Genomic DNA, 25,820 nt, shown 5'->3' with positions numbered 1-25,820 from the left:
ATGTATATTAGTCGCAATTTAGAACAATGGAATGCTTTCCTCACGACCTTGCAAACCGCGTTTGAACAAGGGAAAGCACAAGATTTATTAACGCTTCTGCTCACGCCAGATGAGCGCGATGCAGTAGGATTACGTTTACAAATCGTGGCGCAGTTATTGGATAAAAATCTCTCACAACGAGAGATTCAACAAAATCTCAATACCAGTGCGGCAACCATTACGCGTGGTTCTAATATGCTCAAAACAATGGATCCGGATTTTATAAACTGGGTGAAAAGCCAACTCGATGAGCAAGCTGCAAAAAACTAAGCGAATTCTGACCGCACTTTTACATCTTTTTCGCCCCTCTTGGTGGAAAAAAAATTGGCAACGGGTTGCGTGGCGTTTTTCTCTCGCAATCCTGGTGTTTTTCATTTGCTTCCGCTTTATCCCTGTTCCCTTCTCTGCCTATATGGCACAGCAAAAAATCGGGCACTTATTACAGTTGGATTTCAGCTATTCAATCAAATACGATTGGGTAAGTCTTGATGAAATCTCACCGAATATGCAACTTGCGGTGATTGCTGCTGAAGATCAGAAATTCCCCCACCATTGGGGCTTTGATTTCGAGGCAATTCAAAAGGCCTTTAAATTTAATGAAAAATCTCGCCGAACCCGAGGCGCTTCAACAATTTCTCAACAAACAGCAAAAAACCTCGTTCTCTGGCATGGACAAAGCTGGTTTCGTAAAGGGTTAGAAGTTCCCATAACGGCATTAATGGAAATCTTTTGGTCCAAAGAACGGATTTTAGAAGTATATTTAAACATCGCAGAATTTGGTAATGGTATCTTTGGTGTAGAAGCGGCCAGTCGCTATTATTTCAAAAAATCGGCGAAGAATTTAACTCAATCAGAAGCGGCATTACTCGCAGCGGTTTTACCAAACCCTATCATCTATAAAGTGAATAAGCCTAGTGCGTTAGTTCGTAAAAAACAAAGTTGGATTATGCGACAAATGAATGGATTAGGCTTGAATTATCTAAAAGAAATGTAGATTTGCCATAAAGAAAAAACCTTGAGACTCACTTTCAGTTTCAAGGTTTTAAATTTGGTGGAGATAATCGGGATCGAACCGACGACCTCTTGAATGCCATTCAAGCGCTCTCCCAACTGAGCTATATCCCCAAATAACGCAAGCTATGATAAATTTCGGCTGATAAACTGTCAATATTGAAATAATCAAATCCCGCTTATCAGCCTAAATATTAAGCGTTTTGAGATTTAATAAAATCAATGGCACGTTGGATGCGCGCTAACACACGTTCACGACCGATACCCACTAATGTCACATCCATAGAAGGTGATTGACCTGAGCCTGTTACTGCTACGCGTAATGGCATCCCGACTTTTCCCATACCCACTTCTAATTCAGCCGCGGTTTGTTCAATCGCTTCATGAGTAGAATGTAAATCCCAGCTAGAAAGTGCGGTCAATTTTTCTTTTACTTTTTCAAGTGGTTCAATCGCTGCTGCTTTAAAGTGTTTCTTCACTGCCGCTTCATCAAAGCTTTCAAACTCTTCGAAGAAATAACGGCTTGCTGATGCCATTTCTTTTAAGGTTTTACAACGTTCTGCAAGCATCGTCACGATTTCAGTTAATGCTGGGCCATTTGATGTATCAATACCTTGATCTTTATAGTGCCATGCAAGGTGTTTTGCCACATATTCAGGTGGTAACTCACGAATGTAATGGTGATTTAACCACAATAATTTTTCCGTGTTAAATGCACTCGCTGATTTACTCACATGATCTAATTCGAAGAATTTAATCATTTCTTCACGTGTAAAGATCTCTTGGTCACCATGACCCCAACCTAAACGAACAAGATAGTTGATTAAGGCTTCTGGTAAATAACCGTCATCACGATATTGCATCACACTTACCGCACCATGACGTTTTGAGAGTTTTTGACCATCATCACCATTAATCATAGAAACGTGCGCATATACTGGAATTGGTGCGCCTAACGCTTTTAAGATATTAATTTGACGTGGGGTGTTGTTAATGTGGTCTTCACCACGTACAACATGAGTAATGCCCATATCCCAGTCATCTACCACCACACAGAAGTTATAGGTTGGTGAACCGTCGGTACGACGAATAATTAAATCATCTAATTCGGTGTTGCTGATTTCAATGCGACCACGCACCGCATCATCAAACACGACTGAACCTTCTGTTGGATTTTTAAAACGTACTACGTGTGGCTCATCAGCTGCATGATTGTGATCATATAAACAATGACGGTCATAACGTGGTTTTTCTTTGTTTTGCTCTTGTGTATGGCGTAATTCTTCTAAGCGTTCTTTAGAGCAATAGCAACGATAAGCCAAGCCTTGCTCAATCATTTCATCAATCACTTGATTGTAACGGTCAAAGCGTTTGGTTTGATAATAAGGACCATGCTCCCAAGCAAGGTTTAACCACTCCATCCCTTCAATGATTGCCGCTGTTGCTTCCGGTGTAGAACGCTCTAAATCGGTATCTTCAATACGTAATACAAATTCACCGTTGTTATGTTTTGCAAATAACCAAGAATAAAGGGCTGTACGTGCACCGCCCACGTGCAAATAACCTGTCGGGCTTGGGGCAAAACGCGTACGTACTTTGACATTCGAATCTAATTCAAAAGGAGGATCAATTTTCATTTTCTTAATAACCTATTCATTTACAAAAATTACCTTTATTTTACTACGACTTGCATGACTTCTAAATAAAAAATCTGATTTTATGCCTATTTTTGCAACAACTAGACGCTTTTTCATAAAAATATATTGACTGAAATCTCATTATACTTATAATGCCAATCCACAACATTAAGGGCGATTAGCTCAGTTGGGAGAGCACCTCCCTTACAAGGAGGGGGTCACTGGTTCGAGACCGGTATCGCCCACCACTTTTTCCAAAGTTGGCTTTAATGTTGTAAAAGTTTGACCAAGCGGGCGATTAGCTCAGTTGGGAGAGCACCTCCCTTACAAGGAGGGGGTCACTGGTTCGAGACCGGTATCGCCCACCACTTTTCTAAAGTGTTCTTTCCGCTCAAACTTTCCCATTATTTAAACGCTTTTCTTATGTGGGCGATTAGCTCAGTTGGGAGAGCACCTCCCTTACAAGGAGGGGGTCACTGGTTCGAGACCGGTATCGCCCACCACTTAATTTTAGTGTTTAAATAAATCCGAATACCTTTTCAGGTGCATCGGGCGATTAGCTCAGTTGGGAGAGCACCTCCCTTACAAGGAGGGGGTCACTGGTTCGAGACCGGTATCGCCCACCACTTTTCTTAAAGTCCTTTTTTAAATCAGTCAAATTAGCATTAGTTCTGTTTTATCTTATAAATAAAAACGGCCACAAAACATTTCATTTTATGACCGCACTTCTATCTAATTTTTGGATTAAACTGGCTCTAAACCTAACACTTTACGTCCATTGATACTGGCAATATCAACCATTGCATCAAGATGTGGGAAACGACAGCCTGCAGCAAGCAAGCTTAGTTCTTGCCATAAATCCCCTTCACAAAGTGGCACCATATAATCACAGATATTATCCGTACCTAACGCGACTGTAATCCCTTCTGGAATCATTTCATCTGCAGGTGTCAAGGCATTATGGAAAGGCATCAAATCTTCTTTTCGGTTACTATCAATCCACGCCATTGGACAAGCAATCATCATCATTTTGGCCTGACGCATTTTTTCATAAAGTTTATAGCGGTATTCTTTGCTATGTGCACCAATGGAAATACCATGGATTGCCACGACTCTCCCTTCCATACCATGTTCAATGGTTTTATCACACAGCTGTTCGGTTTCTTTTTCTTTCGGAGAGTTGAATTGGTCCACGTGCACATGACACATAATGCCGCGAGACTTAGCCGCATCAAGTAAAATATCCATTGCCTCAAGGCCGCGACCATAATCAAGCTCATCACGATAAGGCAAGCCACCAATCATATCCACCATATCAGAGCCAATATCAAACCATTTGCGAGCTTCTGGCTCAATGACCCCTTTCAAGGTCTGATTTGCGAATTTCAAAATAATGTCATGCTTATAGACTTCGCGAGCTTTGTGTGCAGCAATGATGGCTCTGTCTTCACAAATCGGGTCGATATCCACAAAAGTACCAAATGCCGTCACCCCTTGGGAAATCATCAACTCAATCGATTGACAGAAACGGGCGTAATAATCATCAACACTTGATGTACGTTTCACTTCATCCACTAAATCCCATTTTTGTTGAAGATTACTATTGTGATAAATACCGATTTTTTCGGGTGTCATTGTAAAAGCACGATCTGCGTGAGCATGGGCATTAACCCAGCCGCCTTTTTTAATAATTTCGTCTCGAATAAACGTTTTAAAGCTACGAACGTGATTTCTCATAATAACTCCGCCAAAAAAGAAAGGAAAAGAGAGACGAGAAGTGTATTAATTGAAAAGCAAACCCAATAAGGATCTGATCTATTGTGAATTGTTTACAATGTTATGAAAAATTCGCAGATTTTAATTAATAACATCTTTTCAGTCTTTCAACTGGGTGCAAAGTATAAGATTTTAAGCACAAAAAAGCTATCTATTTATTGACAAAAGAACGCTCTTGTTTGAAAACCTCTAAGAATAAGCCGAGCGGTGGGCGGCTAGAAGATTGCTCAGTATAAGTGCGGTCAAATTTCTTATAGTTTCCTTTGCGATCAATATGATACTGTGTGCCATCCGGCTGAATAATGACATTCCAACGGAAATTCGATGCCAACACCCAAGGATCGCCATTAAGCTCAAATAAATTGCGACCTTGTGCATAATCCGAAACTGGATTTTTCACTTTAAAGATTGATGACATCAATGCCGGTAACAAATCAGTATGGCTCGTTAATTTAGAGACTTCTTGCACCGGTAAATCTTTCCAGTAAACAATAAACGGCACTTGGATTTCATCACGACCAAAATAGTTTTCTTGCTCTTTTTCATCCAGCTTATTAAAGGTTGTACCATGTTCTGCTGTAATAATGACTATCGTATTCTCTAAAGAAACTGATACTAAGGTTTCATCAATCTGTTGGTCTATATCTGCAATCGATCTGGTGTAATTTTCTTCCGTTTTATCCGTAATATCTAAATCCACATAAGCAAACCAAGGCTTATCATTTTTTAAGAGTGATAAAACACTATTTCTCGCGTCTTTTGGCGAAGAGGCTTTCACTTTAGGCAATTTCACATTACGGAACAAGGCTTGTTTAAATAAACTGTCTTTAAATGCCGTAGACGAATAAGCGACAAATTGATATTTCTCATCTTGTAGCTTTTTAATTAATACCGACGGTGTGTGATTACTCAAAATACTGTCCGTATAATTCGCATTCAGTCCATAGAATAAGCCCACTAAGCCGGCATTGTTCGTATTGCCGCTACTGTAATGATTAGTAAATTGAGTAGAGCTTGTGGCAAATTCAAATAATTTAGGCATTTTCTCACTAGTCAGCGCATCATAACGTAAGCCTGAAACGGTAATCACGAGGATATTTGGTTTGTTCTCAACTTGCTCAAACTGAAGGTCTTTTTTCGGATAATCAAGTTTTAATGCGTCTAAACGCCCTTCTTGCTCTAAGCGCTGAGAGTATGTTTCCGCATTAATAAATCCTTGTTTTTCCAAAAAGGTTCGAGCAGTCATTGGATAAGAAAGCGGGAAGTTTGAACGTTGCATGGTAATCGGACGATATAAAAATGCATCCGCCCAAGCATAAATTAAATGTGTCGCGATAAACGTGGAAGTTAACACTAACCCCACTTTTTTCAGCCATTTTTGACGTTCTAAGCTACGTAATTTTTCCCAACTCCAACGAGAGAAAAGCATTTGGATTAGCAAAATAATCGGCATCGGTGCAAAGAAAATTTGCCAATCTCGTGAAAGATCGCCCTTTTCAGGATTCACTAATAAATTCCAAACGATAGAAGAAAGGTGGATATTAAAACGGTTAAACACTTCCGTATCAAACAGTAATAAAGTGGTGCAAATTGTCGCGATAATCACCGTTAACCCACGGAAAGTGCGGTGATTTTTGATGATAAAACTCAGCGGGAAAATCACTAGCAAATACAAGGCAAAAACACAAAAACTGAAATGACCTAATAAGCTGATAAAGAAATAAATTTTGCCGAGTAAGGTGTCTGGCCAATCAATGAGAAAGGCATAACGACTACCAATAAGAATTGCGATGATAATGTTAAAAAAAGCAAACCAATGCCCCCACGAAATTTTTCGTGAGGTTTCTTCACGGTATTCACGTCCGTTGAATTTGCTTTTTTTAAACCACCACATTTTACTTTGTTTTTACCGAATTCATCAGAGAGTTGGCAAAGGCTTGTGCTAATGCTTCACGCTGTGTAGCTGGCACGCTAGTGGTTAATAAATTACTCGCCATATTACCTAAAGCGATAAGAGAAAGATCAACGGGTGCTTTGTGAGTTTCAAGCACGCTAATCATATCGTTAATGATGGCATTAACTTGCCCATCGGAATACTTTGAATGTTGAGCCATTTGGAATGTTTAAGCCTGTTCTAAATACAAAAAAACTTCTCATATCATACCCGATAATTTGCTCAATCTGAATAATTTCTTTTTTCTTGCATAAAAAGTGCGGTTATAATTTAAGGCAAATTTTACGAAGGAAAAAATTATGAGCATTACGGTTAATCAAATCGTGCTACATCAATTAGTTAAGCACGCTGAAAATGAAACCACTACGATGGAAAGCGTGTTGCGTGATGAGCTTCTCACCATTACACCAGAAGTCGAACAAATGATGTTGCAATTACATCAAGGTTATCAAAATAAAGGCAAAGCTTTTGGTGTCTTCCAAGAGAATTCCATTTTTGCACAAGATCTTAATCGTTTATTAGAAAATGAAATCAACTTTTTAAATTTCAGCCAACAATCCACAAAATTATTAGCGCAAGAATTAGACAAATATAATTTTGCAGACAGCGGTACCCTTATCCTATGCCAATATAATTTTTTAGCGACGGATTACCTATTCATTGCTTTGTTGGATAGCCGTATCAGTATGTTAGTTGACGAAAATCTTGAAATTCACCGTACAGAATACTTAGATATCACACAATTTGATATTGCGGCACGTATCAACTTAACGGATTTGCAAGTGAACGCAAACTCAAACCGCTACCTTACCTTCATTAAAGGCCGTGTTGGCCGTAAAATTAGTGACTTCTTTATGGATTTCTTGGGGGCAGAAGAAGGATTAAATCCACAAGTTCAAAACCAATGCTTATTACAAGCGGTAAGTGACTACTGTGAACAAGGTGAACTAAACAAAGAACAAACTCAGGCGGTTAAAAAGCAGGTATTTGAATACTGCAAAGGTCAATTAGCAAGCGGCGACGAGATCGTATTAACTGAACTTTCAGCCAATTTGCCGACTCTAAACGAGCGCCCTTTTGTCACCTTTACAGAAAATCAAGATTACGGCTTGGAAGAAACCATTCCGCCAGTACGTTCAGCCTTAAAAACATTAACGAAATTTTCGGGCTCTGGTAAAGGTGTGACATTAAGTTTTGATGCGGATTTATTGAATAACCGTGTTGAATGGGATCCACTTACAGATACTTTAACAATCAAAGGGATACCACCAAATTTGAAAGATCAACTTCAAAAAGCATTAAAGTGCGATAATTAATTTGGCAAGATCATAAAGTTTCGGTATCATTCGACATAATTTTGCAGTAAAAGGTAAAAAATATGCAATTAAAAACATTTTTAGGTGCAGTTGTTTTAGCATTAAGCTTAACTTCTTGTTCAACTGTACAAAAAGTCGTTTATCGTATTGATGTACCACAAGGTAACTATTTAGAAGCGGCTACTGTGGCACAAGTAAAACCTGGCATGACAGCCCAACAAGTACAATATTTACTTGGCACACCGGTTTTAATTGATCCTTATAGTAACTTAACTTGGTATTACGTATTCTTACAACAACACTCTTACCAAAAACCTGAGCAGCACACATTTACAGTGAAATTTGATCAAAACGGTTTAGTAAGTAGTGCAGAATTAGATAAGCCATTACCTGAAGTGGAAAAACAAGACGAAAATAATACTATCATCAGCACACCTGAAAACGCAGGTAAGAAAAGCTGGTGGAAATTCTGGTAGTCATAAAAAAACAATACCTGCTTGTCATATCAAGCAGGTTCGTTGTATTACAAGGGAATAAAAATGTCAAAAATTCTATTAGTTGATGATGATATTGAACTAACAGATTTACTTGCAGAAGTCTTACGACTGACTGGTTTTGAAGTCGAAGTCGCAAATAATGGTCAAGAAGCATTAGACAAGTTAAACTCAAGTCACCAATTAGTCTTATTGGATGTCATGATGCCTGTATTAAACGGCATTGAAACACTCAAGAAAATTCGTCAAACATCAAACGTCCCTTTAATGATGCTTACTGCACGTGGTGAAGAAATCGATCGTGTACTAGGCTTAGAGCTTGGTGCCGATGACTATTTACCAAAACCATTTAACGATCGCGAGTTGGTTGCCCGCATTAAGGCGATTTTGCGTCGCGTTAGCCCATCAGAAAGTTCTCAAAATTCGACCGCACTTCCATCAGAAGAGAATACATTGGAATTTTGTGGTTTAGTCCTTCATTCTGGTCTTCAACAAGCCTCTTATAAAGGCCAAGATCTCGGTCTAACCGGCTCTGAATTTGCGCTACTTCATAAACTTGTGCTTCGCCCTGGACAAATTGTCTCGCGTGAAGAATTAAGTATGAATGTGCTTGGCAAACACCTTTCTCCTTTCGATCGCTCGATTGATATGCATATGTCAAACTTGCGCAAAAAACTTCCAGAAAGAGACAATGGCTTACCATGGCTGAAAACGCTACGTGGTCGTGGTTACTTATTGGTTTGTGAATAATGCTTATTAAGAAATTTAGCTTAAATCAGCTCACTATACGCACATTCACTGTCTTTTGGTTGGCATTCTTTGCCATGACCGCGCTTTTAGTCGCACTCCCTTATTTTGATAGCCGCTTATACTCAGATTTAAATCAAAATGAAATATCGAGCTATCAAAAGAAACTCGTTGAATCAATTCGTAACAATAGAATCAATGGTATTCTCGCAGGCGTTCCTGTGCTTCCAACTGATAAATTCGACTCTGCTCGCCCAGTCATCATGACGCCTGAAAAAGAAATCTTCGGCGCTTTAGGCGAAGAAAGAATACATATTGCTCAGTTCGCCCAAGAATCAAGTAACTTCGCCCAGCCACAACGCAAAACGTTTAAAGATATTCAAATTGCAGGACCTTTTAAAGTCTATATTGGTGATTCCGACCAAGCATCCGAATTATTCTTTGTGTCTCGAGCAAATGGCCAACAAGAAATCTTACGTTATATGCTTGATCACCCTTGGATCTTACTGCTCTTAACGTTAATTATCACGACTCCTTTGCTTTGGTGGTTCACTCATACCATCGTCAAACCGATTACCAATTTGCAAAAAGCCGCTAATAGCGTGGCATTAGGTAACTTCAAAGTTGATAATGAGCTAGCGAATCATGGTCCATCAGAATTACGAGAAGTCGGTCAAAGCTTTAACAAGATGTCGATTGCGATTGATAATCTCATTTCGAATCAACACAATCTACTGTCATCTATTTCTCATGAATTAAAAACACCACTGACACGTTTACAACTTTCCACAGCCTTGGTTCGCCATCAAACGGGTGATATTGAGCCAGTTAAACGCATTGAGAAAGAAATCCAACGAATGGACAAAATGATTAGCGAGTTGTTACTCATTTCTCGTCAACAAATGCATTCTCAAATGGAGCACAATTTATTTTCTATTGTTCAACTCTGGGACGATGTCATAAAGGATGCTCTATTTGAAGCTGAGCAACGAAAAATAACTTGTGATGTGAATATCTCTATCTTACATCCTAAAAAACACATGATTTATGGTAACCTAAGCTTACTCACCAGTGCAATTGAAAACATTGTTCGTAATGCATTGAAATACACTAAAGACCGTATTTTCCTAACTATTAACTTACAAAAAAATGAACAGGATGAGAACTGCCTACAAATTCGAGTGGATGATAATGGCTTAGGCTTACCACCTGAAGAGTTTGATAAAATCTTTAAGCCATTTTATCGTGTAGATGAAACCCGAACACGGGCCACGGGTGGAACTGGGTTGGGATTAACCATTGTTTATAACGTAGTTAATGAACACCATGGAAAAGTATGGGCAGAATCCAGTAATTTAGGTGGACTTGCCGTCACTATTCAACTTCCATTATGGAAACAAAGTTAGTTCAAACAAAAGGCGATATTTTCATATCGCCTTTTTCTTATCTAATTTTCACTCGTTTTAATCGCAGTGCATTTGACAGTACAGAAAGCGAACTCATCGCCATTGCTGCGCCAGCTAATACAGGACTTAAATAGCCCAATGCGGCAAGTGGGATACCTAGCACATTGTAAATGAGAGCAAAGAATAAGTTTTGCTTAATATTCTTTAATGTCGCACGAGAAATCATTAATCCATCGACTAACTGATCTACCGAATGCTGCATGAGTGTCGCCGATGCGGTTTGCTCTGCAACATCAGAACCCGATTTCATCGCAAAGCTTACATTAGCCATCGCTAAGGCTGGTGCATCATTCACACCATCACCAACCATTGCTACTACTTTGCCTTGCTGACGTAATGCCTCAATATAAGCAGCTTTGTCACGTGGACTGCAATTACCCTGTGCAGTTTTCACACCTACTTGTTTGGCGACATAATCAACGACAGATTGCTGATCGCCGCTCATCATCACCACATCAATATTATGTTGATGTAAACGTTGAATCGCCTGCAAACTATCCTCTTTTAGACTGTCTGCTAGGGCAAATGCACCGATTGGACTGTTATCCACGGATACCGCAACAATACTCGCAATTTGCCAAATTTCTTGCATATTATCTGGTAAGGTTAAGTCACAATAAGCTGGCTTACCGACTTTAACCAAACCTATTCCGTCAATGTGAGCAGAGATGCCCAGTCCCACTTCTGAATGAATTGAAAGTGCGGTCGGAATTTCAAGTGATTTTTCCTGTGCAGCCAGGACTATCGCTTTAGCTAAGGGATGATTGGCATTTTGCTCAACGGAAGCCGCAATGCGATATAAATCTTCTTCAGAATAGATCGCACTTTGTGGTTGCCAAACAGCGGCAATTTTGAGTTCTCCTTGAGTTATCGTTCCTGTTTTATCTAATACCACCGTATCCACATGCGCTGCCTCTTCCATGGATGCTGCATCTTTAAACCAAATCCCTGCATTGACTGCTTTCCCCATTCCCACCATTATGGCAGCAGGTGTAGCAAGTCCTAACGCACAAGGACAAGCGATAACTAACACGGCAACCGCATGAATTAAAGCGGTAACCCAATCACCTTTTATCCACCAGGTTGCTCCAAATGTTATCGCGGAAATCAATAACACGGCTGGCACAAATACAGCAGCAACTTTATCGGCAAAACGAGCAATCGGTGCTTTTGTACCTTGCGCCTCTGAGAGCGCTTTCATCATATCACCCAATAGGGTTTGCTGACCGAGTTGATTGGCTCGATAAATAAGGCTACCTTGTGTCACCATTGCCCCTGCAAGCACAGGACTTTGAGACATTTTTTCTAATGGTTGAGATTCACCGGTTAAATGACTCTCATCGCACCACCCCCCCCCCTGTTCAACTACGCCATCAGCTGCAATACGTTCACCTTGATTAGCTCGTAAAATATCGCCTATTTTTACTTGATCGAGAGGAATCGTTTCCCAACGATTTTCACGTTGAACACTGACCTGTTTTGGGGTGAGTTGTAATAATAATCCTAAACTATTTAAGCTTTGTTTCTTCGTTCTTTCCTCAAGAAATTTCCCAAGGCTGACGAAACCGATGACCATCACCGATACTTCAAAATAGACATGAGATGCGCCATCATGCCCCATTGACTGATGATAAAACAGCATAAAGACCGAATAGAGATAAATCACCAACGTACCAGTACTTACCAGTACATCCATATTGGCCAAACCACCTCGAATACTACCAATCGCACCTTTATAAAAAGGAATGGCTAACCAAAGTTGCACAATGCTCGCAAGAACAAATTGCCACATTGGTGGAATCATCCAAGAATGATGATTAAACATCATCCCGATCATTCCGATTAAAAAAGGAATGTTAATGAACAAAAGCAACCATAAACGCGGACTAATCTTCGTTTCATTAGGTGCGCTAGGCAGCACATTTTGCTTTAGAATGCCATTAAATCCCGCTTTTTGAATAATTGTCAAAATATCTTGTTCTGAAGCCTGAGATGAATCAAATACTACGTGCGCTTCCTCTGCCGCAAAATTCACGCCCGCGTCAGAGACAAAATCATTTCTATTCAATACTTTCTCAATCCGATTAGCACAGGATTGGCAGGTCATCCCCTCGATTTGAATGGCTATTTTTTTATTCTGTTGCATAAAAACCTGCGTCTTCAATTGTTTCAATTAATTGTGGAATACTGACCGCACTTTGATCAAAGGTAACCACTGCTTTACCATCATCAAGTGTTACTACGGCTTTTTCTACACCATTAAGTTCTTCCAACACTCTTGTGACGCTTTTCACACAACCACCACAAGTCATCCCTGTTACATGTAATGTAATTGATTTCATATTTACTCCTTAATTATTGATATAGATTGAAATTAAGCTTACTATAAACCTTAACATAAGGTTAAGGTCAAGGATTTTTTATGAACATTAGTGAAGTAGCAAAATTAGTCGGTTTATCAAGTAAACAAATTCGGGATTATGAGAAGTCCGGCTTATTAAAACCAGCACAGCGAAGCCTTTCCGGTTATCGCCATTATGAAGAAAAGGATTTAGAACGACTACGTTTTATTCGTCACTCTCGAGATGTTGGGTTTTCACTCCAACAAATTCACCAACTTTTGCAATTACAGGATAATCCCAATCGTAGTAGCCGAGAAGTTAAAGCACTTACGACGCAGCATATTAAAACATTGAATGAGCAAATTCATCACTTGCAAAAAATGGTAGAGGAATTGGAACGATGGCATAACGCTTGTCAGGGCAATGATTGCCCTGAATGCAGTATTTTAGACGGATTAAAAGGATAAATTAATATTCCCAGCTTTCAGGATCGATGCCTAAATCACGCATGATCTCTTTGGCATTTTCAGGAATCTCATCATGGCGTTCTTTCATTAAATCTGCATCAGTCGGTAATGGCTGACCCGTAAAAGCATGCAAGAATGCCTCACAAAGCAATTCACTATTTGTTGCATGGCGCAAACTTTTCAGCTGACGACGCGTACGCTCGTTCGTCAAAATTTCCAATACTTTAATTGGAATAGACACTGTAATTTTTTTGACTTGCTCGCTCTTTTTGCCATGTTCTGCATAAGGGCTAATATATTTGCCATCCCAGTTTGCCATAATGCACCTTAAATAACCTGATAATTTATCCGTATTTTAATGAAAAATAAGCAAAATGACAATCTAGACGGCTAAAAGTATAGCATGCTATTTCCCTTACATTCACTTACAAACATTTACAATAATTTGCAGAACTAAAAACCATTACTTTTGACTAAATGCCTGTTGCATTCGCAATACATTATTGTTATTTGAAGATAACGACATGTTTAATATTGAGGTCTATTATGTCAAAAAAACTTTTTGCTGAATTCTTCGGCACATTTTGGTTAGTTTTCGGTGGTTGTGGTAGTGCAATCTTTGCCGCTTCTGTCAACCTAGGTATCGGTTATGTGGGCGTTGCATTTGCCTTCGGTTTAACCGTATTAACCATGGCTTACGCAGTAGGTCACATTTCTGGTGGTCACTTTAACCCAGCTGTAACACTTGGTTTAGTGGCTGGCGGTCGTTTCTCTGCTAAAGATGCCCTTCCATACATCGTTTCTCAAGTAGTTGGTGGTTTACTAGCGGGTGCTGCACTTTATCTTATCGCATCAGGTAAAGCGGGCTTTGATGTGACTGCAGGTTTTGCATCTAATGGCTACGGCGAACACTCTCCTGAAGGTTATTCTTTAGAAGCAGTATTCGTAGCAGAAGTATTATTGACTGCATTCTTCTTATTAATCATCATGGGTTCAACTCATAAAAATGCAGCTGCAGGTTTTGCGCCAATTGCAATTGGTTTAGGCTTAACGTTAATCCACTTAATCAGCATTCCTGTATCAAATACCTCTGTAAACCCGGCTCGTAGTACTGCAGTTGCGGTATTCCAAGGTTCTTGGGCAATCGACCAATTATGGTTATTCTGGGTTGCGCCGATTATCGGTGGTATTTTAGGTGGTATTATCTACCGCACTTTATTAGCGAAAAATAACTAAGATTTCATTTCATAAAAAAAGAAGAAGGCATCATTAGATGCCTTCTTTTTTATCTTTTATATTGTGTAATCCAAATATATAAATAAAAACCACCTTTCGGTGGTTTCAGTCTATTATAAGGTTTTTGCAAGATCTTTTAGGAAAGCTTTAAACTCTTTACCTAATTTATCATGACGAAGACCATATTCTACAAAAGCTTCCATATAACCAATCTTGTCACCACAGTCAAAGCTTCTGCCTGTCATATGGAACGCTTCAACGGTCTCTTTCTCAATAAGCATATCGATTGCATCCGTTAATTGGATTTCATCGCCCACACCAACTGGTGTTTTTTCTAATAAATCCCAAATCGCAGCAGAGAACACATAACGACCAACAACAGCAAGATTTGATGGTGCCTCTTCCACAGATGGTTTTTCAACAATGCTATTAATTTTAACGCTATCGCCACCTTTTAACTCTACGCCACCACAATCTGCGATACCATAGCTACTCACTTCATCCGCGGCAACAGGCGCTACCATAATTTGGCTTGCTTGTGTTTCTTTAAAACGTTTAATCATTGCTGAAAGATTTTCTTTCTTTTGATTTGCCGTAAAATCTGCTAAAAGCACATCAGGTAACACCACTGCAAACGGCTCGTTTCCAACGACAGGACGACCACATAGCACAGCATGGCCTAAACCTTTCGCATTGCCTTGACGAACGTGCATGATGGTTACATCTTTAGGACAAATAGAACGAACCTCTTCCAAAAGTTGACGTTTAACACGTTTCTCAAGCATGGTTTCCAACTCAAAAGACGTATCAAAGTGGTTTTCAATCGCATTTTTAGAAGAATGTGTGACTAACACGATTTCTTTGATACCAGCTGCGACACATTCATTCACAACATATTGAATCAGTGGTTTATCCACAAGCGTTAACATTTCTTTTGGAATTGCTTTTGTTGCTGGCAACATACGAGTACCTAAACCAGCTACGGGAATAATTGCTTTCATTGATTTTCCTTTTTGTTTTAATATGGAATGACCACACTTCTATACTAAAAGTGCGGTCATTATTGATTAAATTTTGATAGATTTAAGTTGGAAAAGTTCCTTCTCTACCTTTATAACTCAAATTTCCGTTATTTTTAAAATCTTGCAAACCAATGTGTTTAATTTTTTGAAAAACGTTAATTAAATTATAAATAGAATGTAAAACATTCATAAAACTCGTCGGTCTAAGATGCCCCATCTATATGTTCATCTTTTGACTGCAGAATTCGTTGGTAAATTTCCTCTCGGTGAACGGATACTTCTTTAGGTGCTTGCACACCGAGTTTGACTTGGTTTCCACGTACACTCAAAACCGTGATAGAAATATCCTCTCCAATGAGAACACTTTCGCCAACTTTTCGAGTTAAGATTAACATCTTTTATCTCCTTAGTTTGCATTTATTAGATATCCCTATCAATCAAGTAAAGATCGGCATCCCACCGACCTGCTTGTACTACAGATTATTGCTTAACCAGTTTTGTGCGACAGTTAATGCTAGATTCACATTTTCTGGTTGGGAGCCTCCTGCCATTGCCATATCAGGGCGACCACCGCCTTTCCCACCAACTTGCTGAGCCATTAAATTCACTAGCTCACCAGCCTTCACTTTAGTAGTTAAATCGCTTGTTACGCCAACGACGAGGTTGACTTTATCATCTAAAATAGATGCAAATACAATTACGCCTGAACCAAGTTGATTTTTTAAATCATCAACCATCACACGTAACGATTTAGTTTCAATTCCGTCTAGTTGATGTACGATTACAGAAACATCATTAATTTTAACCGCACTTTTCACTAAATCGGACCCCGCTTGCATTGCGGCTTTTTCTTTTAATCCTTGTAATTCTTTTTCTGCTTTCTTCGCTTTATCTTGAAGTTGCTGAATTTTCTCAACAAGGGTATTAACGTCAGATTTAAATAAATCTGCACTTTGAGTAAGAATGCGTTGTTGATTATGTAACCAATTAATTGCATTTTCACCCGTTACCGCTTCAATACGACGAACACCTGCTGCAACTGCAGTTTCCGCCACAATTTTAAATAAACCGATATCACCAGTACGTTTAGCATGAATGCCACCACAAAGTTCAACGGAGAAATCACCCATTGTTAAAACACGTACCACATCAGCATATTTTTCACCGAATAACGCCATTGCACCTTTTGCTTTTGCTGCTTCGATATCCATTACGTCCGTTTGAACCACAAAATTCTCACGTACTTTTTGGTTTACCAGCGTTTCAATTTCGTTAAGCTGTGCTTTGGTAATCGCTTCCGGATGAGCAAAGTCAAAACGTAATGCTGTATCAGATACTAACGATCCTTTTTGCACTACATGGTGACCTAAAACTTGACGCAATGCGGCGTGTAATAAGTGTGTTGCAGAATGGTTAAGTGACGTTTGATGACGTCTTGCTGCATCCACAACCGCATTGACTGTTTGTCCGACTTTTAAACTACCTTGCTCCAACTCACCAATATGACCAAATACTTGACCATATTTTTGAGTATCTTTTACATTAAACTGAATACCTTGAGAGGTTAAATAACCACTGTCACCAATTTGACCACCCGATTCTGCATAGAATGGAGTATTTTCTAAAATTACCACAGCGCTTTGGCCTGCAGTAATACTCTCTACTGATTTACCATCATGGAAAAGTGCGGTCACTTTGGCTAAAGATTCTGATTCAGTATAACCTTCAAATTTCGTTTCACCTTCTACACGAATAACATTGTTGTAATCCATGCCGAATTGGCTTGCAGATTGTGCGCGTAAACGTTGTGCTTCCATTTCACGCTCAAAACCGGCTTCATCAATTGTAATATCACGCTCACGACATACGTCTGCAGTTAAATCAAGTGGGAAACCATAAGTATCATAAAGTTTAAAGGCTACTTCACCTGACAACACACCATCTTTCACTTGAGCTAGCGCATCATCTAATAAGCTTAATCCGCGCTCTAATGTACGAGCAAATTGTTCTTCTTCTAAACGAAGTAATTTTTCTACATTGGCTTGTTTTTCTTTAACTTCTTTGCCTGCTTCTGCCATGACCTCAATTAAAGTCGGCACAAGTTTATAGAAGAACGCTTCTTTAGCACCTAATAAGTGGCCATGACGCACTGCTCGACGGATAATACGACGTAATACATAACCACGACCTTCGTTTGATGGAATTACGCCATCTGCAATTAAATATGCACAAGAACGAATGTGGTCTGCAATTACGCGTAATGATTTATTAGTTAAATCTGTTGTTCCTACGATTTCTGCTGTTTTTGCAATTAATTTTTGGAAAATATCGATCTCATAGTTAGAGTTTACGTGCTGTAATACAGCAGAAATACGCTCTAAACCCATTCCAGTATCAACCGATGGACGTGGTAATTTTTCCATTGTACCGTCTGCTTGACGGTTAAATTGCATGAATACCACGTTCCAAATTTCGATATAGCGGTCACCATCTTCTTCCGGAGAGCCTGGAGGGCCACCCCAAATGTGATCACCGTGATCGTAGAAAATTTCAGTACATGGACCACAAGGACCTGTGTCACCCATTGCCCAGAAGTTATCTGATGCATAAGGCGCACCTTTGTTATCACCGATACGAATAATACGTTCTGCTGGCACACCAACTTCTTTATGCCAAATATCATAAGCTTCATTATCGGTTTCATACACGGTTACCCATAATTTTTCTTTTGGTAACCCGAGCCATTGTGGAGAAGTCAAATACTCCCAGGCAAAATTAATCGCATCATGTTTGAAATAGTCGCCAAAACTGAAGTTGCCGAGCATTTCAAAGAAAGTATGGTGACGAGCTGTATAACCTACGTTTTCTAAGTCATTATGCTTACCACCTGCGCGCACACAACGTTGTGCAGTTGTCGCACGTGAGTAAGGACGTTTGTCCATACCAAGGAACACGTCTTTAAATTGGTTCATCCCGGCATTGGTAAAAAGCAATGTCGGATCGTTTTCAGGCACAAGTGAACTACTTGCGACGACCTGATGCCCCTTGCTATGGAAAAAATCAAGGAATGACTGTCTAATTTCTGCTGTTGTTTTCATTGATAAAACCTTGTGTCTCTATCTCGATCACGATTTATAAAAAAGCTCACTATTCTTGCATATTTTGACCTAGAGAAAAAGGCTTTTTCACTGATCTTAAAAAAGAAAACCGCACTCTACTGCATTAATTGAGAAGTGCGGTTAAAATTTACGTTATTTTAATAGGGCTAAAAATAATTTTTGATCACTATTCGTCGCGAAGTGGCACAACCAACATATCAATTTTAATGGTATTCATCACTTGACGTGTTGAAGACATCAATTTACTCCAAAAATCTTGGTGATGACCTGTCACTAGTAGATCTACATCATACTGATCAATAGCGTCTGTCAAAACTTGACCTAAATCACCGCTACCGCTCAATTTTTCTTTTATTGGATAACCAGCATGTTCTGCTAAATTAATTAGTGCTTTTTGGGTTTCGCTCGAGATTCTATCTTGCATTGATGACATATTGACATCAATTAAACCAGTATAGAGATCCGAGAAGTTTACATCTACATGGATAATGGAAAGTTGCGCATCATTGCGTTTTGCAATTCCCACGGCTTTTTTGAGTAGAAATTCACTTTCATCAGAAAGATCTACCGCAACTAAAACGTGTTTATACATAATCAACTCCTTACTGATTTAATTGGCATTTTTTCATCTAACTGCATAGTAGCACTTTGGCTACAGGAAAAACTTGCACTAGATCACAAATTTGAGAATTTTTCTCAATTTTTCATTAAATTCTCAATATCATCGATTTCTTTTGGTGCCGCAACTGTCAGATTTTTGTTGCCGTATTCAGTCATCAACAAGTTATCTTCAATACGCACACCAATGCCTTTATATTGCGCTGGCACATCCGCCTCTTCTGAAATATAAATACCTGGCTCAACAGTGATGATCATCCCCACTTCAAGTGTACGGCTACGATCATCATCATAGCGACCAACATCGTGCACATCCAAGCCAAGCCAATGGCCTAAACCATGCATATAAAATTGGCGATAGGCTTTTTCTTCAATCAGCTTATCTACATCCCCTTTCAGAATGCCTAAATCCACCAAGCCTTGAGTTTTAATACGAATCACTTCGTCATTCGCCAGTTTAATTGAATTACCTGGCACTAATAACTCAATCGCGCGTTTTTGTGCTTTTAAAACTAATTCATAAATCTCACGTTGTGGCTGAGTAAATTTACCATTTACAGGGAACGTACGTGTAATATCGCCTGCATACATAGCAAACTCACACCCTGCATCAATCAACACAAGATCGTCATCTTTTAATGGTTGATCATTTTCGGTGTAGTGCAAAATACAGGCATTATCGCCCCCGGCAATAATGGAATTGTAAGACGGGAATCTTGCCCCATGACGATTAAATTCATGCAGAATTTCGCTTTCAATTTCATATTCAAAACGATTCGGACGAGTTACTTGCATCGCTTTAATATGTCCAAATGCTGTAATTTGTCCCGCTTGCTGCATTAATCGAATTTCATTTGGTGATTTAATTAAGCGCATCTCACTTAACATCGGCTGCCAATCAAAAACAGCGTAAAATTTCACCGCACTTTCAGCTATTAATTTGTCGCCCCAAGGATGACGATCTGACACATGATAAAGTGCGGTCAATTTTTCCGTTAATTTTGGAAATTCAGTTTTGAAATCATCAATAGAATAGGCTTCATCGACATTGAGTTTTTGCGGTGCGCGCTCAACGCCTAATCGGCGACCATTCCACGTTTCAAGCAAAGGATCTCGTGGGCGAAGAAATACAACCGTTTTTTCAGCCTCTTCCGTTTTAATCAATAACAATGCAGAATTTGGCTCATTAAAACCCGTTAAATACCAGAAGTAACTGTCTTGACGGAAAGGAAAATCACAGTCGTTATTACGACGTTTTTCAATTTCGGAAAATAGCAACAAGGCAGAATTTGGCTGCATTTGCGCTAACACTTTTTGACGACGTTCTGTAAATTCCTCTTGCGGTAATGCCGCCATGTATGCGAGATCCATGTTTCGCTCCTTTTAATGTAATATCGGTTTTATTTCTTGCGCATCATCGTTGAAATGGGTGTAAAACAACATCGCAATGGTGCGAACATATTCAATAATTTCTTCTAATGCTTCGGCAAGCTCTTCTTCATCATCTTCTTCATCATAACCAAGCTGACAAATATCTTGTAAATCATCTACCGCTTCGCCAATTTCACCTTTTTCCTTATCCAATTCTGTCTGAACAAGACCTAAACCCAGTAAAAATTGGTTTGCCCAATCTGATAAACTGTCTGCACGGGCAAACACGCTCTCATCTTCTGTTAATCCCAATTCAAAATCAAACCCTTCTACGTCCCCTAAGGTTTTACCAATCTGTTCATAGATTTCGGTAATTGGCTGAATTAATGCGGTTGGATAGGCGTGGTTATCGTTACTGAATTGATATAAAAGCGGTAACCAGCTTTGATCTTTCAGTCCACCACAAATTAAGCCGCTCAAAAAGCCATGTAATTCAGTTGCATTAATACCAATACCGGCAGATTTGAGTTGTTGATTAAGTTCAGTTTGGGAAATTGTCATTGTTATACCTATAAAATCATCGAAAACCATTAAAGTGTAGCACCACACAAATAAAAATGCGATCGCATTTCTATAAAGAAAAACGATCGCACTTTCTTTCGCAAAGGGGAATTACATCATTCCGCCCATGCCTCCCATACCGCCCATGCCGGCAGCGCCTAAATCGGCTTTATCATCTTTTGGAAGATCGGTCACCATACATTCAGTGGTAATCATTAAGCCCGCTACTGAAGCGGCGAATTGTAACGCAGAACGAGTTACTTTAGTTGGGTCTAAAATACCCATTTCGATCATATCACCGTACTGTTCAGTACCTGCGTTATAACCAAAGTTTCCTTCGCCATTTTTAACCGCACTTGCTACAACTGATGCTTCTTCACCTGCGTTAGTGACGATTTGACGAAGTGGTGCTTCCATTGCACGTAATGCAAGTTTGATACCTACATCTTGTTCTTCGTTATCACCTTTTAAGGTTGCAGCCACTTTGTCTGCTGCACGAACTAAGGCAACACCACCACCTGCAACGATACCTTCTTCAACAGCGGCACGAGTTGCGTGTAACGCATCATCCACACGATCTTTTTTCTCTTTCATTTCGACTTCAGTTGCTGCACCAACTTTGATTACAGCCACACCGCCGGCAAGTTTAGCCACGCGTTCTTGAAGTTTTTCTTTGTCATAATCAGAGGTTGATTCTTCGATTTGTTGACGAATTTGAGCCACGCGACCTTTGATTTGTGCTTCATCACCCACACCATCAATGATCGTGGTATTGTCTTTGTTGATGACTACACGTTTTGCTTGACCTAAATCTTCTAATGTCGCTTTTTCAAGTTCCATACCGATTTCTTCAGAAATCACGGTACCCGCTGTTAAGATCGCAATATCTTGTAACATTGCTTTACGACGATCACCAAAACCTGGCGCTTTTACTGCTGCCACTTTCACGATACCACGCATAGTGTTCACTACTAAGGTTGCAAGTGCTTCACCTTCGATATCTTCAGCAATAATTAATAATGGTTTACCTGCCTTCGCTACACCTTCTAATACTGGAAGTAATTCGCGAATGTTTGATACTTTTTTATCTACTAAAAGAATGTATGGATTGTCTAATTCAACAGTTGCTGTTTCTGGTTTGTTGATGAAATAAGGTGATAAGTAACCACGATCGAATTGCATCCCTTCCACAACCGCTAATTCATCGTCAAGACCTGTACCGTCTTCTACGGTGATCACGCCTTCTTTACCCACTTTTTCCATTGCTTGAGCAATTAATTGACCTACAATGCTATCTGAGTTAGCCGAAATTGTCCCTACTTGCTCAATTTCTTTAGAAGTTTCACAAGGTTTAGATAAATTTTTAAGCTCAGAAACAACCGCACTTACCGCTTTATCGATACCGCGTTTTAAATCCATTGGGTTCATGCCTGCAGCCACAGCTTTTAAGCCTTCATTTACGATAGCTTGAGCAAGAACTGTTGCGGTCGTTGTACCGTCACCGGCTGCATCATTGGCTTTAGAGGCAACCTCTTTCACCATTTGCGCACCCATATTTTCAAATTTATCTTCTAATTCAATTTCACGTGCGACAGATACACCATCTTTAGTGATGGTTGGTGCACCAAATGATTTATCTAAAATTACATTACGACCTTTAGGGCCAAGAGTCACTTTTACCGCATCTGCTAGTACATTCACACCTTTAAGCATTTTTACGCGTGCATCGTTACCAAATTTTACGTCTTTTGCTGCCATTTTCTTTTTTCCTTAATTTAAATTATTCCACAATCGCCAAAATATCGTTTTCAGAAATGATTAACACTTCTTCACCGTCGATTTTTTCACTTTTCACGCCATAGCCATCATTGAAAATGACCGTATCACCAACTTTTACATCTAAAGGTTGAACAGTACCATTTTCCAAAATACGACCTTTACCTACTGCTAATACTTTTGCACGGGTTGATTTAGTCGCTGCTGAACCGGTTAATACAATACCGCCAGCTGAAAGAGTTTCTACTTCTTCACGTTTGATGATTACACGATCGTGTAAAGGACGAATATTCATGATTAATTTCCTTCTTATTAAAATAAAGTGTTTTAAATGTGGGGATAACTTTTTCGGTTTCAAGGGGATAAATAAAAAAATTCTTGCCCTAAAAAAACTTATGTGAGAAATGAAAATATCTCTTACACCTTTTATTTGAAATGTGATCCATATCAAATTTATTTTCGATGTAAATTCCTATAATTACCTCAAATTAATTAACAACCCAAAAAGGTGATTAAAATGACTCAATACAGAAAAGAAGTGGATTTATTAGGCGAACGTGATGTGCCAGCGGATGCATATTGGGGTATCCACACATTAAGAGCGGTCGAAAACTTCAACATTTCTAATGTAACCATTTCTGATGTACCGGAATTTGTTCGCGGCATGGTAATGGTAAAAAAAGCAACTGCCCTAGCAAATGGTGAATTAGGTGCTATTCCAAGTGATATTGCAAAAGCGATTGTAGCTGCTTGTGATGAAATTCTTACCACGGGGAAATGCTTAGATCAATTCCCATCTGATGTATATCAAGGTGGTGCGGGTACTTCTGTCAATATGAATACCAACGAAGTGGTTGCTAACCTAGCGCTTGAAAAAATTGGTCATAAAAAAGGTGAATATGATGTTATTAACCCAATGGACCACGTGAACGCTAGCCAATCTACCAACGATGCGTATCCTACCGGTTTCCGTATTGCGGTATATAACAGCATTTTGAAACTTATCAACAAAATCCAATACTTACATGATGGTTTCGATAATAAAGCAAAAGAATTTGCTAAAATTTTAAAAATGGGTCGTACTCAATTACAAGATGCTGTACCTATGACCGTTGGTCAAGAGTTTAAAGCGTTTGCCGTATTACTTGAAGAAGAAGTACGTAACTTAAAACGTACAGCAGAGTTACTCCTTGAAGTAAACCTTGGTGCAACCGCAATCGGTACAGGTTTAAATACACCAAAAGGTTATACAGAATTAGTGGTAAAACACCTTGCTGAAGTAACTGGATTACCTTGTGTACCTGCTGAAAACCTAATCGAAGCAACATCTGACTGTGGAGCTTATGTAATGGTTCACGGTGCATTAAAACGTACCGCAGTAAAACTATCTAAAGTATGTAACGACTTACGTTTACTCTCTTCTGGTCCACGTGCAGGTATTAAAGAAATTAACTTACCTGAATTACAAGCAGGTTCTTCTATCATGCCTGCAAAAGTGAATCCTGTTATTCCAGAAGTGGTAAACCAAGTTTGCTTTAAAGTAATTGGTAACGATACTACCGTCACTTTCGCATCTGAAGCTGGTCAATTACAATTAAACGTAATGGAGCCAGTGATTGGTCAAGCAATGTTTGAATCTATCGACATCTTAACCAATGCTTGCGTGAACTTACGCGATAAATGTGTAGACGGTATTACTGTCAACAAAGAAATTTGTGAAAACTACGTATTTAACTCAATCGGTATCGTAACTTACTTAAATCCATTTATCGGTCACCATAATGGCGACTTAGTGGGTAAAATCTGTGCTCAAACCGGTAAAGGTGTACGCGAAGTCGTATTAGAAAAAGGTTTATTAACAGCAGAACAATTGGATGACATCCTTTCTGTAGAAAACTTAATGAACCCAACTTATAAAGCGAAATTAAATAAATAAACACGTAATAAAAAGGGAGCTTAGCTCCCTTTTTTTAATAGTTTATTCAAAATCTTCATCAGAATAAAACTGTTCCTCCCCAGCTTTTATCTTTTTTAGCTTTTCTACACGCATTCTATTTTCGCTCATTAAACAATAATGCTCTCCTAATCCAGGATTAACAAGAGCGCATTTACTATTTCGATAACGAATCCAAGTTTTTTGAAAGGTTTCTAGTCCTTTTAAATCATAGTTAACTTCATTTAAATCTGAGCTTTGTTTTATCTGTCTGGTGATTTCTTGATATAGCTGATTGATTTGTTTTTTATATTGTTCAGAGGTCGAGTCTATGCAATAACTAACAATAGCATTATTGATACCCGCTTCTGGATCTTCTTTTTTTAATTCCTTAATCGTTTCATCAAGACATTGCGAGTAAACATCTTCACTAAGGTTACCATTTTTTTCCGTTGAATAAAAAAGTTCATCTCCTACCTTTATCTTTTTTAGCTTCTCTATACGTTGTTCATTCTCATTCATTAAGCAAGAAAGATTTTGTAATCCTGAATTAAAAAGCGCACATTTATTATTTCGATACTGAATCCAAGTTTTTTGAGAAGTTTCTAATTGACTCAATTCATCACTAGCATCTCTTGAGTTTTTTGCTTTTTTAACTTGTTCGTTAATTTCTTTATATAACCTATTAATTTTTTGTTTATACATATATGAGGTGTATTCCATACAACTAGCTACAACAGCATTATTGATGTCTGCTTCTGAATCTTCTTTTTTTAATTCTTTAATCGTTTCATCAAGACATTGAGAATAGATATCTTTGCCACTATTGAGATCAATAGATACCGCACCTTCATTGGCGAGTAAAGACGAGCAAAGACAAAGAATAGCTAGTGTGGTAAGTTTTTTCACATTTTTTCCTTAAATAAAAAATTCGC

25 protein-coding genes and 5 tRNA genes are annotated in these 25,820 nt (G+C 38.9%); 13 read left to right on the top strand and 17 right to left on the bottom strand.

What is annotated here, in order from left to right:
* The gene (gene trpR, locus DPV85_RS01145; protein WP_049369133.1) at positions 1–309 is read left to right on the top strand and encodes a trp operon repressor; all 309 of its coding nucleotides are present in this window, start codon (positions 1–3) and stop codon (positions 307–309) included.
* Complete coding sequence (gene mtgA / locus DPV85_RS01140; protein ID WP_165816450.1) at positions 287–1,033, top strand: monofunctional biosynthetic peptidoglycan transglycosylase; 747 nt, start codon at positions 287–289, stop codon at positions 1,031–1,033. The genes trpR and mtgA overlap by 23 nt, the downstream gene beginning before the upstream one ends.
* A gap of 55 nt (positions 1,034–1,088) precedes the next feature.
* On the opposite strand, the gene DPV85_RS01135 is transcribed toward mtgA, so the two are convergent.
* Both DPV85_RS01135 and gltX read right to left on the bottom strand, forming a co-directional pair.
* Positions 1,089–1,164 (bottom strand) — tRNA-Ala (locus tag DPV85_RS01135).
* 80 nt (positions 1,165–1,244) lie between these two features.
* On the bottom strand, positions 1,245–2,687 hold the full coding sequence (gltX, locus tag DPV85_RS01130; RefSeq protein WP_111326520.1) for a glutamate--tRNA ligase: 1,443 nt from the start codon (positions 2,685–2,687) through the stop codon (positions 1,245–1,247).
* A gap of 172 nt (positions 2,688–2,859) precedes the next feature.
* On the opposite strand from gltX, the gene DPV85_RS01125 reads away from it, so the two are divergent.
* The 4 genes from DPV85_RS01125 to DPV85_RS01110 all read left to right on the top strand — a co-directional run bounded on the left by DPV85_RS01125 (position 2,860) and on the right by DPV85_RS01110 (position 3,313).
* Positions 2,860–2,935: transfer RNA gene (locus tag DPV85_RS01125), tRNA-Val, on the top strand.
* Positions 2,936–2,979: 44 nt separating this feature from the next.
* Positions 2,980–3,055: transfer RNA gene (locus DPV85_RS01120), tRNA-Val, on the top strand.
* A gap of 59 nt (positions 3,056–3,114) precedes the next feature.
* Positions 3,115–3,190 (top strand) — tRNA-Val (locus tag DPV85_RS01115).
* A 47-nt stretch (positions 3,191–3,237) separates the two neighbouring features.
* Positions 3,238–3,313, top strand: a tRNA-Val gene (locus tag DPV85_RS01110).
* Positions 3,314–3,431: 118 nt separating this feature from the next.
* On the opposite strand, the gene DPV85_RS01105 is transcribed toward DPV85_RS01110, so the two are convergent.
* From DPV85_RS01105 to DPV85_RS01095, 3 genes are all read right to left on the bottom strand, one after another.
* A complete protein-coding gene (locus DPV85_RS01105) occupies positions 3,432–4,424 on the bottom strand; it encodes an amidohydrolase family protein (protein ID WP_049374946.1) in 993 nt (330 codons plus the stop codon).
* Between the two features lie 190 nt (positions 4,425–4,614).
* Positions 4,615–6,357 (bottom strand): DUF3413 domain-containing protein, encoded by a 1,743-nt coding sequence (locus tag DPV85_RS01100; RefSeq protein ID WP_111326518.1) that lies wholly within the window; start codon positions 6,355–6,357, stop codon positions 4,615–4,617.
* Between the two features lies 1 nt (position 6,358).
* Complete coding sequence (locus DPV85_RS01095) at positions 6,359–6,577, bottom strand: YejL family protein (protein WP_111326516.1); 219 nt, start codon at positions 6,575–6,577, stop codon at positions 6,359–6,361.
* A gap of 139 nt (positions 6,578–6,716) precedes the next feature.
* Between DPV85_RS01095 and yejK the strand changes: the two genes are divergently transcribed.
* From yejK to cpxA, 4 genes are all read left to right on the top strand, one after another.
* Positions 6,717–7,733, top strand: a complete 1,017-nt coding sequence (yejK, locus tag DPV85_RS01090) for a nucleoid-associated protein YejK (protein ID WP_111326514.1) — start codon at positions 6,717–6,719, stop codon at positions 7,731–7,733.
* A 62-nt stretch (positions 7,734–7,795) separates the two neighbouring features.
* Complete coding sequence (gene bamE, locus DPV85_RS01085) at positions 7,796–8,209, top strand: outer membrane protein assembly factor BamE (protein WP_111326512.1); 414 nt, start codon at positions 7,796–7,798, stop codon at positions 8,207–8,209.
* A gap of 63 nt (positions 8,210–8,272) precedes the next feature.
* Positions 8,273–8,977 (top strand): response regulator, encoded by a 705-nt coding sequence (locus DPV85_RS01080; protein WP_111326510.1) that lies wholly within the window; start codon positions 8,273–8,275, stop codon positions 8,975–8,977.
* Entirely contained in the window at positions 8,977–10,380 is a 1,404-nt protein-coding gene (gene cpxA, locus DPV85_RS01075; RefSeq protein WP_111326508.1) for an envelope stress sensor histidine kinase CpxA, read from the top strand. The genes DPV85_RS01080 and cpxA overlap by 1 nt, the downstream gene beginning before the upstream one ends.
* Positions 10,381–10,417: 37 nt before the next feature.
* Here cpxA and DPV85_RS01070 read toward each other — a convergent pair whose 3' ends face one another.
* Positions 10,418–12,586, bottom strand: coding sequence for a heavy metal translocating P-type ATPase (locus DPV85_RS01070; RefSeq protein WP_111326506.1), 2,169 nt, complete (start codon positions 12,584–12,586; stop codon positions 10,418–10,420).
* Positions 12,573–12,782 carry a heavy-metal-associated domain-containing protein gene (locus tag DPV85_RS01065; RefSeq protein ID WP_111326504.1) on the bottom strand — a complete coding sequence of 70 codons (210 nt, stop codon included), beginning with the start codon at positions 12,780–12,782 and terminating at the stop codon, positions 12,573–12,575. The genes DPV85_RS01070 and DPV85_RS01065 overlap by 14 nt, the downstream gene beginning before the upstream one ends.
* An 80-nt stretch (positions 12,783–12,862) precedes the next feature.
* Between DPV85_RS01065 and cueR the strand changes: the two genes are divergently transcribed.
* Positions 12,863–13,249 carry a Cu(I)-responsive transcriptional regulator gene (cueR, locus tag DPV85_RS01060; RefSeq protein WP_111326502.1) on the top strand — a complete coding sequence of 129 codons (387 nt, stop codon included), beginning with the start codon at positions 12,863–12,865 and terminating at the stop codon, positions 13,247–13,249.
* A 1-nt stretch (position 13,250) separates the two neighbouring features.
* On the opposite strand, the gene metJ is transcribed toward cueR, so the two are convergent.
* Positions 13,251–13,568: a met regulon transcriptional regulator MetJ gene (gene metJ / locus DPV85_RS01055; RefSeq protein ID WP_005696757.1), complete on the bottom strand. Its 318-nt coding sequence runs from the start codon at positions 13,566–13,568 to the stop codon at positions 13,251–13,253.
* Positions 13,569–13,795: 227 nt separating this feature from the next.
* Here metJ and aqpZ point away from each other — a divergent pair, with 227 nt between their 5' ends.
* On the top strand, positions 13,796–14,485 hold the full coding sequence (aqpZ, locus tag DPV85_RS01050; RefSeq protein ID WP_049365679.1) for an aquaporin Z: 690 nt from the start codon (positions 13,796–13,798) through the stop codon (positions 14,483–14,485).
* A gap of 113 nt (positions 14,486–14,598) precedes the next feature.
* Here aqpZ and galU read toward each other — a convergent pair whose 3' ends face one another.
* From galU to DPV85_RS01010, 8 genes are all read right to left on the bottom strand, one after another.
* Positions 14,599–15,486: a UTP--glucose-1-phosphate uridylyltransferase GalU gene (gene galU, locus DPV85_RS01045; protein WP_111326500.1), complete on the bottom strand. Its 888-nt coding sequence runs from the start codon at positions 15,484–15,486 to the stop codon at positions 14,599–14,601.
* 224 nt (positions 15,487–15,710) lie between these two features.
* The gene (gene csrA / locus DPV85_RS01040; protein WP_111304381.1) at positions 15,711–15,902 is read right to left on the bottom strand and encodes a carbon storage regulator CsrA; all 192 of its coding nucleotides are present in this window, start codon (positions 15,900–15,902) and stop codon (positions 15,711–15,713) included.
* Positions 15,903–15,980: 78 nt separating this feature from the next.
* Positions 15,981–18,605, bottom strand: a complete 2,625-nt coding sequence (gene alaS / locus DPV85_RS01035) for an alanine--tRNA ligase (protein ID WP_111326498.1) — start codon at positions 18,603–18,605, stop codon at positions 15,981–15,983.
* Positions 18,606–18,792: 187 nt separating this feature from the next.
* On the bottom strand, positions 18,793–19,218 hold the full coding sequence (uspA, locus tag DPV85_RS01030) for a universal stress protein UspA (RefSeq protein WP_005698692.1): 426 nt from the start codon (positions 19,216–19,218) through the stop codon (positions 18,793–18,795).
* A 104-nt stretch (positions 19,219–19,322) separates the two neighbouring features.
* Complete coding sequence (gene pepP, locus DPV85_RS01025) at positions 19,323–20,615, bottom strand: Xaa-Pro aminopeptidase (protein WP_111326496.1); 1,293 nt, start codon at positions 20,613–20,615, stop codon at positions 19,323–19,325.
* 12 nt (positions 20,616–20,627) lie between these two features.
* Positions 20,628–21,176, bottom strand: a complete 549-nt coding sequence (locus DPV85_RS01020; protein WP_049367870.1) for a YecA/YgfB family protein — start codon at positions 21,174–21,176, stop codon at positions 20,628–20,630.
* A gap of 111 nt (positions 21,177–21,287) precedes the next feature.
* On the bottom strand, positions 21,288–22,934 hold the full coding sequence (gene groL / locus DPV85_RS01015) for a chaperonin GroEL (RefSeq protein ID WP_111326494.1): 1,647 nt from the start codon (positions 22,932–22,934) through the stop codon (positions 21,288–21,290).
* Positions 22,935–22,956: 22 nt separating this feature from the next.
* Positions 22,957–23,247 carry a co-chaperone GroES gene (locus DPV85_RS01010; RefSeq protein ID WP_005696765.1) on the bottom strand — a complete coding sequence of 97 codons (291 nt, stop codon included), beginning with the start codon at positions 23,245–23,247 and terminating at the stop codon, positions 22,957–22,959.
* Positions 23,248–23,469: 222 nt separating this feature from the next.
* Between DPV85_RS01010 and aspA the strand changes: the two genes are divergently transcribed.
* The gene (gene aspA, locus DPV85_RS01005) at positions 23,470–24,888 is read left to right on the top strand and encodes an aspartate ammonia-lyase (RefSeq protein WP_111326492.1); all 1,419 of its coding nucleotides are present in this window, start codon (positions 23,470–23,472) and stop codon (positions 24,886–24,888) included.
* Between the two features lie 42 nt (positions 24,889–24,930).
* On the opposite strand, the gene DPV85_RS01000 is transcribed toward aspA, so the two are convergent.
* Entirely contained in the window at positions 24,931–25,794 is an 864-nt protein-coding gene (locus tag DPV85_RS01000) for a lysozyme inhibitor LprI family protein (RefSeq protein ID WP_111326490.1), read from the bottom strand.
* Positions 25,795–25,820 lie beyond the last annotated feature (26 nt).

The organism is Haemophilus parainfluenzae, assembly GCF_003252725.1.
GTDB lineage: Bacteria > Pseudomonadota > Gammaproteobacteria > Enterobacterales > Pasteurellaceae > Haemophilus_D > Haemophilus_D parainfluenzae_L.
The sequence above is the reverse complement of the archived record's forward strand: the minus strand, read 5'-3'. Positions and strand labels throughout refer to the sequence as shown.

Bases quoted from the DNA above. Each gene is read 5' to 3' on its own strand.
- trpR (WP_049369133.1), top strand. From the start codon at position 1: ATGTATATTAGTCGCAATTTAGAACAATGGAATGCTTTCCTCACGACC.
- mtgA (WP_165816450.1), top strand. From the start codon at position 287: ATGAGCAAGCTGCAAAAAACTAAGCGAATTCTGACCGCACTTTTACAT.
- gltX (WP_111326520.1), bottom strand. From the start codon at position 2,687: ATGAAAATTGATCCTCCTTTTGAATTAGATTCGAATGTCAAAGTACGT.
- DPV85_RS01105 (WP_049374946.1), bottom strand. From the start codon at position 4,424: ATGAGAAATCACGTTCGTAGCTTTAAAACGTTTATTCGAGACGAAATT.
- DPV85_RS01100 (WP_111326518.1), bottom strand. From the start codon at position 6,357: ATGTGGTGGTTTAAAAAAAGCAAATTCAACGGACGTGAATACCGTGAA.
- DPV85_RS01095 (WP_111326516.1), bottom strand. From the start codon at position 6,577: ATGGCTCAACATTCAAAGTATTCCGATGGGCAAGTTAATGCCATCATT.
- yejK (WP_111326514.1), top strand. From the start codon at position 6,717: ATGAGCATTACGGTTAATCAAATCGTGCTACATCAATTAGTTAAGCAC.
- bamE (WP_111326512.1), top strand. From the start codon at position 7,796: ATGCAATTAAAAACATTTTTAGGTGCAGTTGTTTTAGCATTAAGCTTA.
- DPV85_RS01080 (WP_111326510.1), top strand. From the start codon at position 8,273: ATGTCAAAAATTCTATTAGTTGATGATGATATTGAACTAACAGATTTA.
- cpxA (WP_111326508.1), top strand. From the start codon at position 8,977: ATGCTTATTAAGAAATTTAGCTTAAATCAGCTCACTATACGCACATTC.
- DPV85_RS01070 (WP_111326506.1), bottom strand. From the start codon at position 12,586: ATGCAACAGAATAAAAAAATAGCCATTCAAATCGAGGGGATGACCTGC.
- DPV85_RS01065 (WP_111326504.1), bottom strand. From the start codon at position 12,782: ATGAAATCAATTACATTACATGTAACAGGGATGACTTGTGGTGGTTGT.
- cueR (WP_111326502.1), top strand. From the start codon at position 12,863: ATGAACATTAGTGAAGTAGCAAAATTAGTCGGTTTATCAAGTAAACAA.
- metJ (WP_005696757.1), bottom strand. From the start codon at position 13,568: ATGGCAAACTGGGATGGCAAATATATTAGCCCTTATGCAGAACATGGC.
- aqpZ (WP_049365679.1), top strand. From the start codon at position 13,796: ATGTCAAAAAAACTTTTTGCTGAATTCTTCGGCACATTTTGGTTAGTT.
- galU (WP_111326500.1), bottom strand. From the start codon at position 15,486: ATGAAAGCAATTATTCCCGTAGCTGGTTTAGGTACTCGTATGTTGCCA.
- csrA (WP_111304381.1), bottom strand. From the start codon at position 15,902: ATGTTAATCTTAACTCGAAAAGTTGGCGAAAGTGTTCTCATTGGAGAG.
- alaS (WP_111326498.1), bottom strand. From the start codon at position 18,605: ATGAAAACAACAGCAGAAATTAGACAGTCATTCCTTGATTTTTTCCAT.
- uspA (WP_005698692.1), bottom strand. From the start codon at position 19,218: ATGTATAAACACGTTTTAGTTGCGGTAGATCTTTCTGATGAAAGTGAA.
- pepP (WP_111326496.1), bottom strand. From the start codon at position 20,615: ATGGATCTCGCATACATGGCGGCATTACCGCAAGAGGAATTTACAGAA.
- DPV85_RS01020 (WP_049367870.1), bottom strand. From the start codon at position 21,176: ATGACAATTTCCCAAACTGAACTTAATCAACAACTCAAATCTGCCGGT.
- groL (WP_111326494.1), bottom strand. From the start codon at position 22,934: ATGGCAGCAAAAGACGTAAAATTTGGTAACGATGCACGCGTAAAAATG.
- DPV85_RS01010 (WP_005696765.1), bottom strand. From the start codon at position 23,247: ATGAATATTCGTCCTTTACACGATCGTGTAATCATCAAACGTGAAGAA.
- aspA (WP_111326492.1), top strand. From the start codon at position 23,470: ATGACTCAATACAGAAAAGAAGTGGATTTATTAGGCGAACGTGATGTG.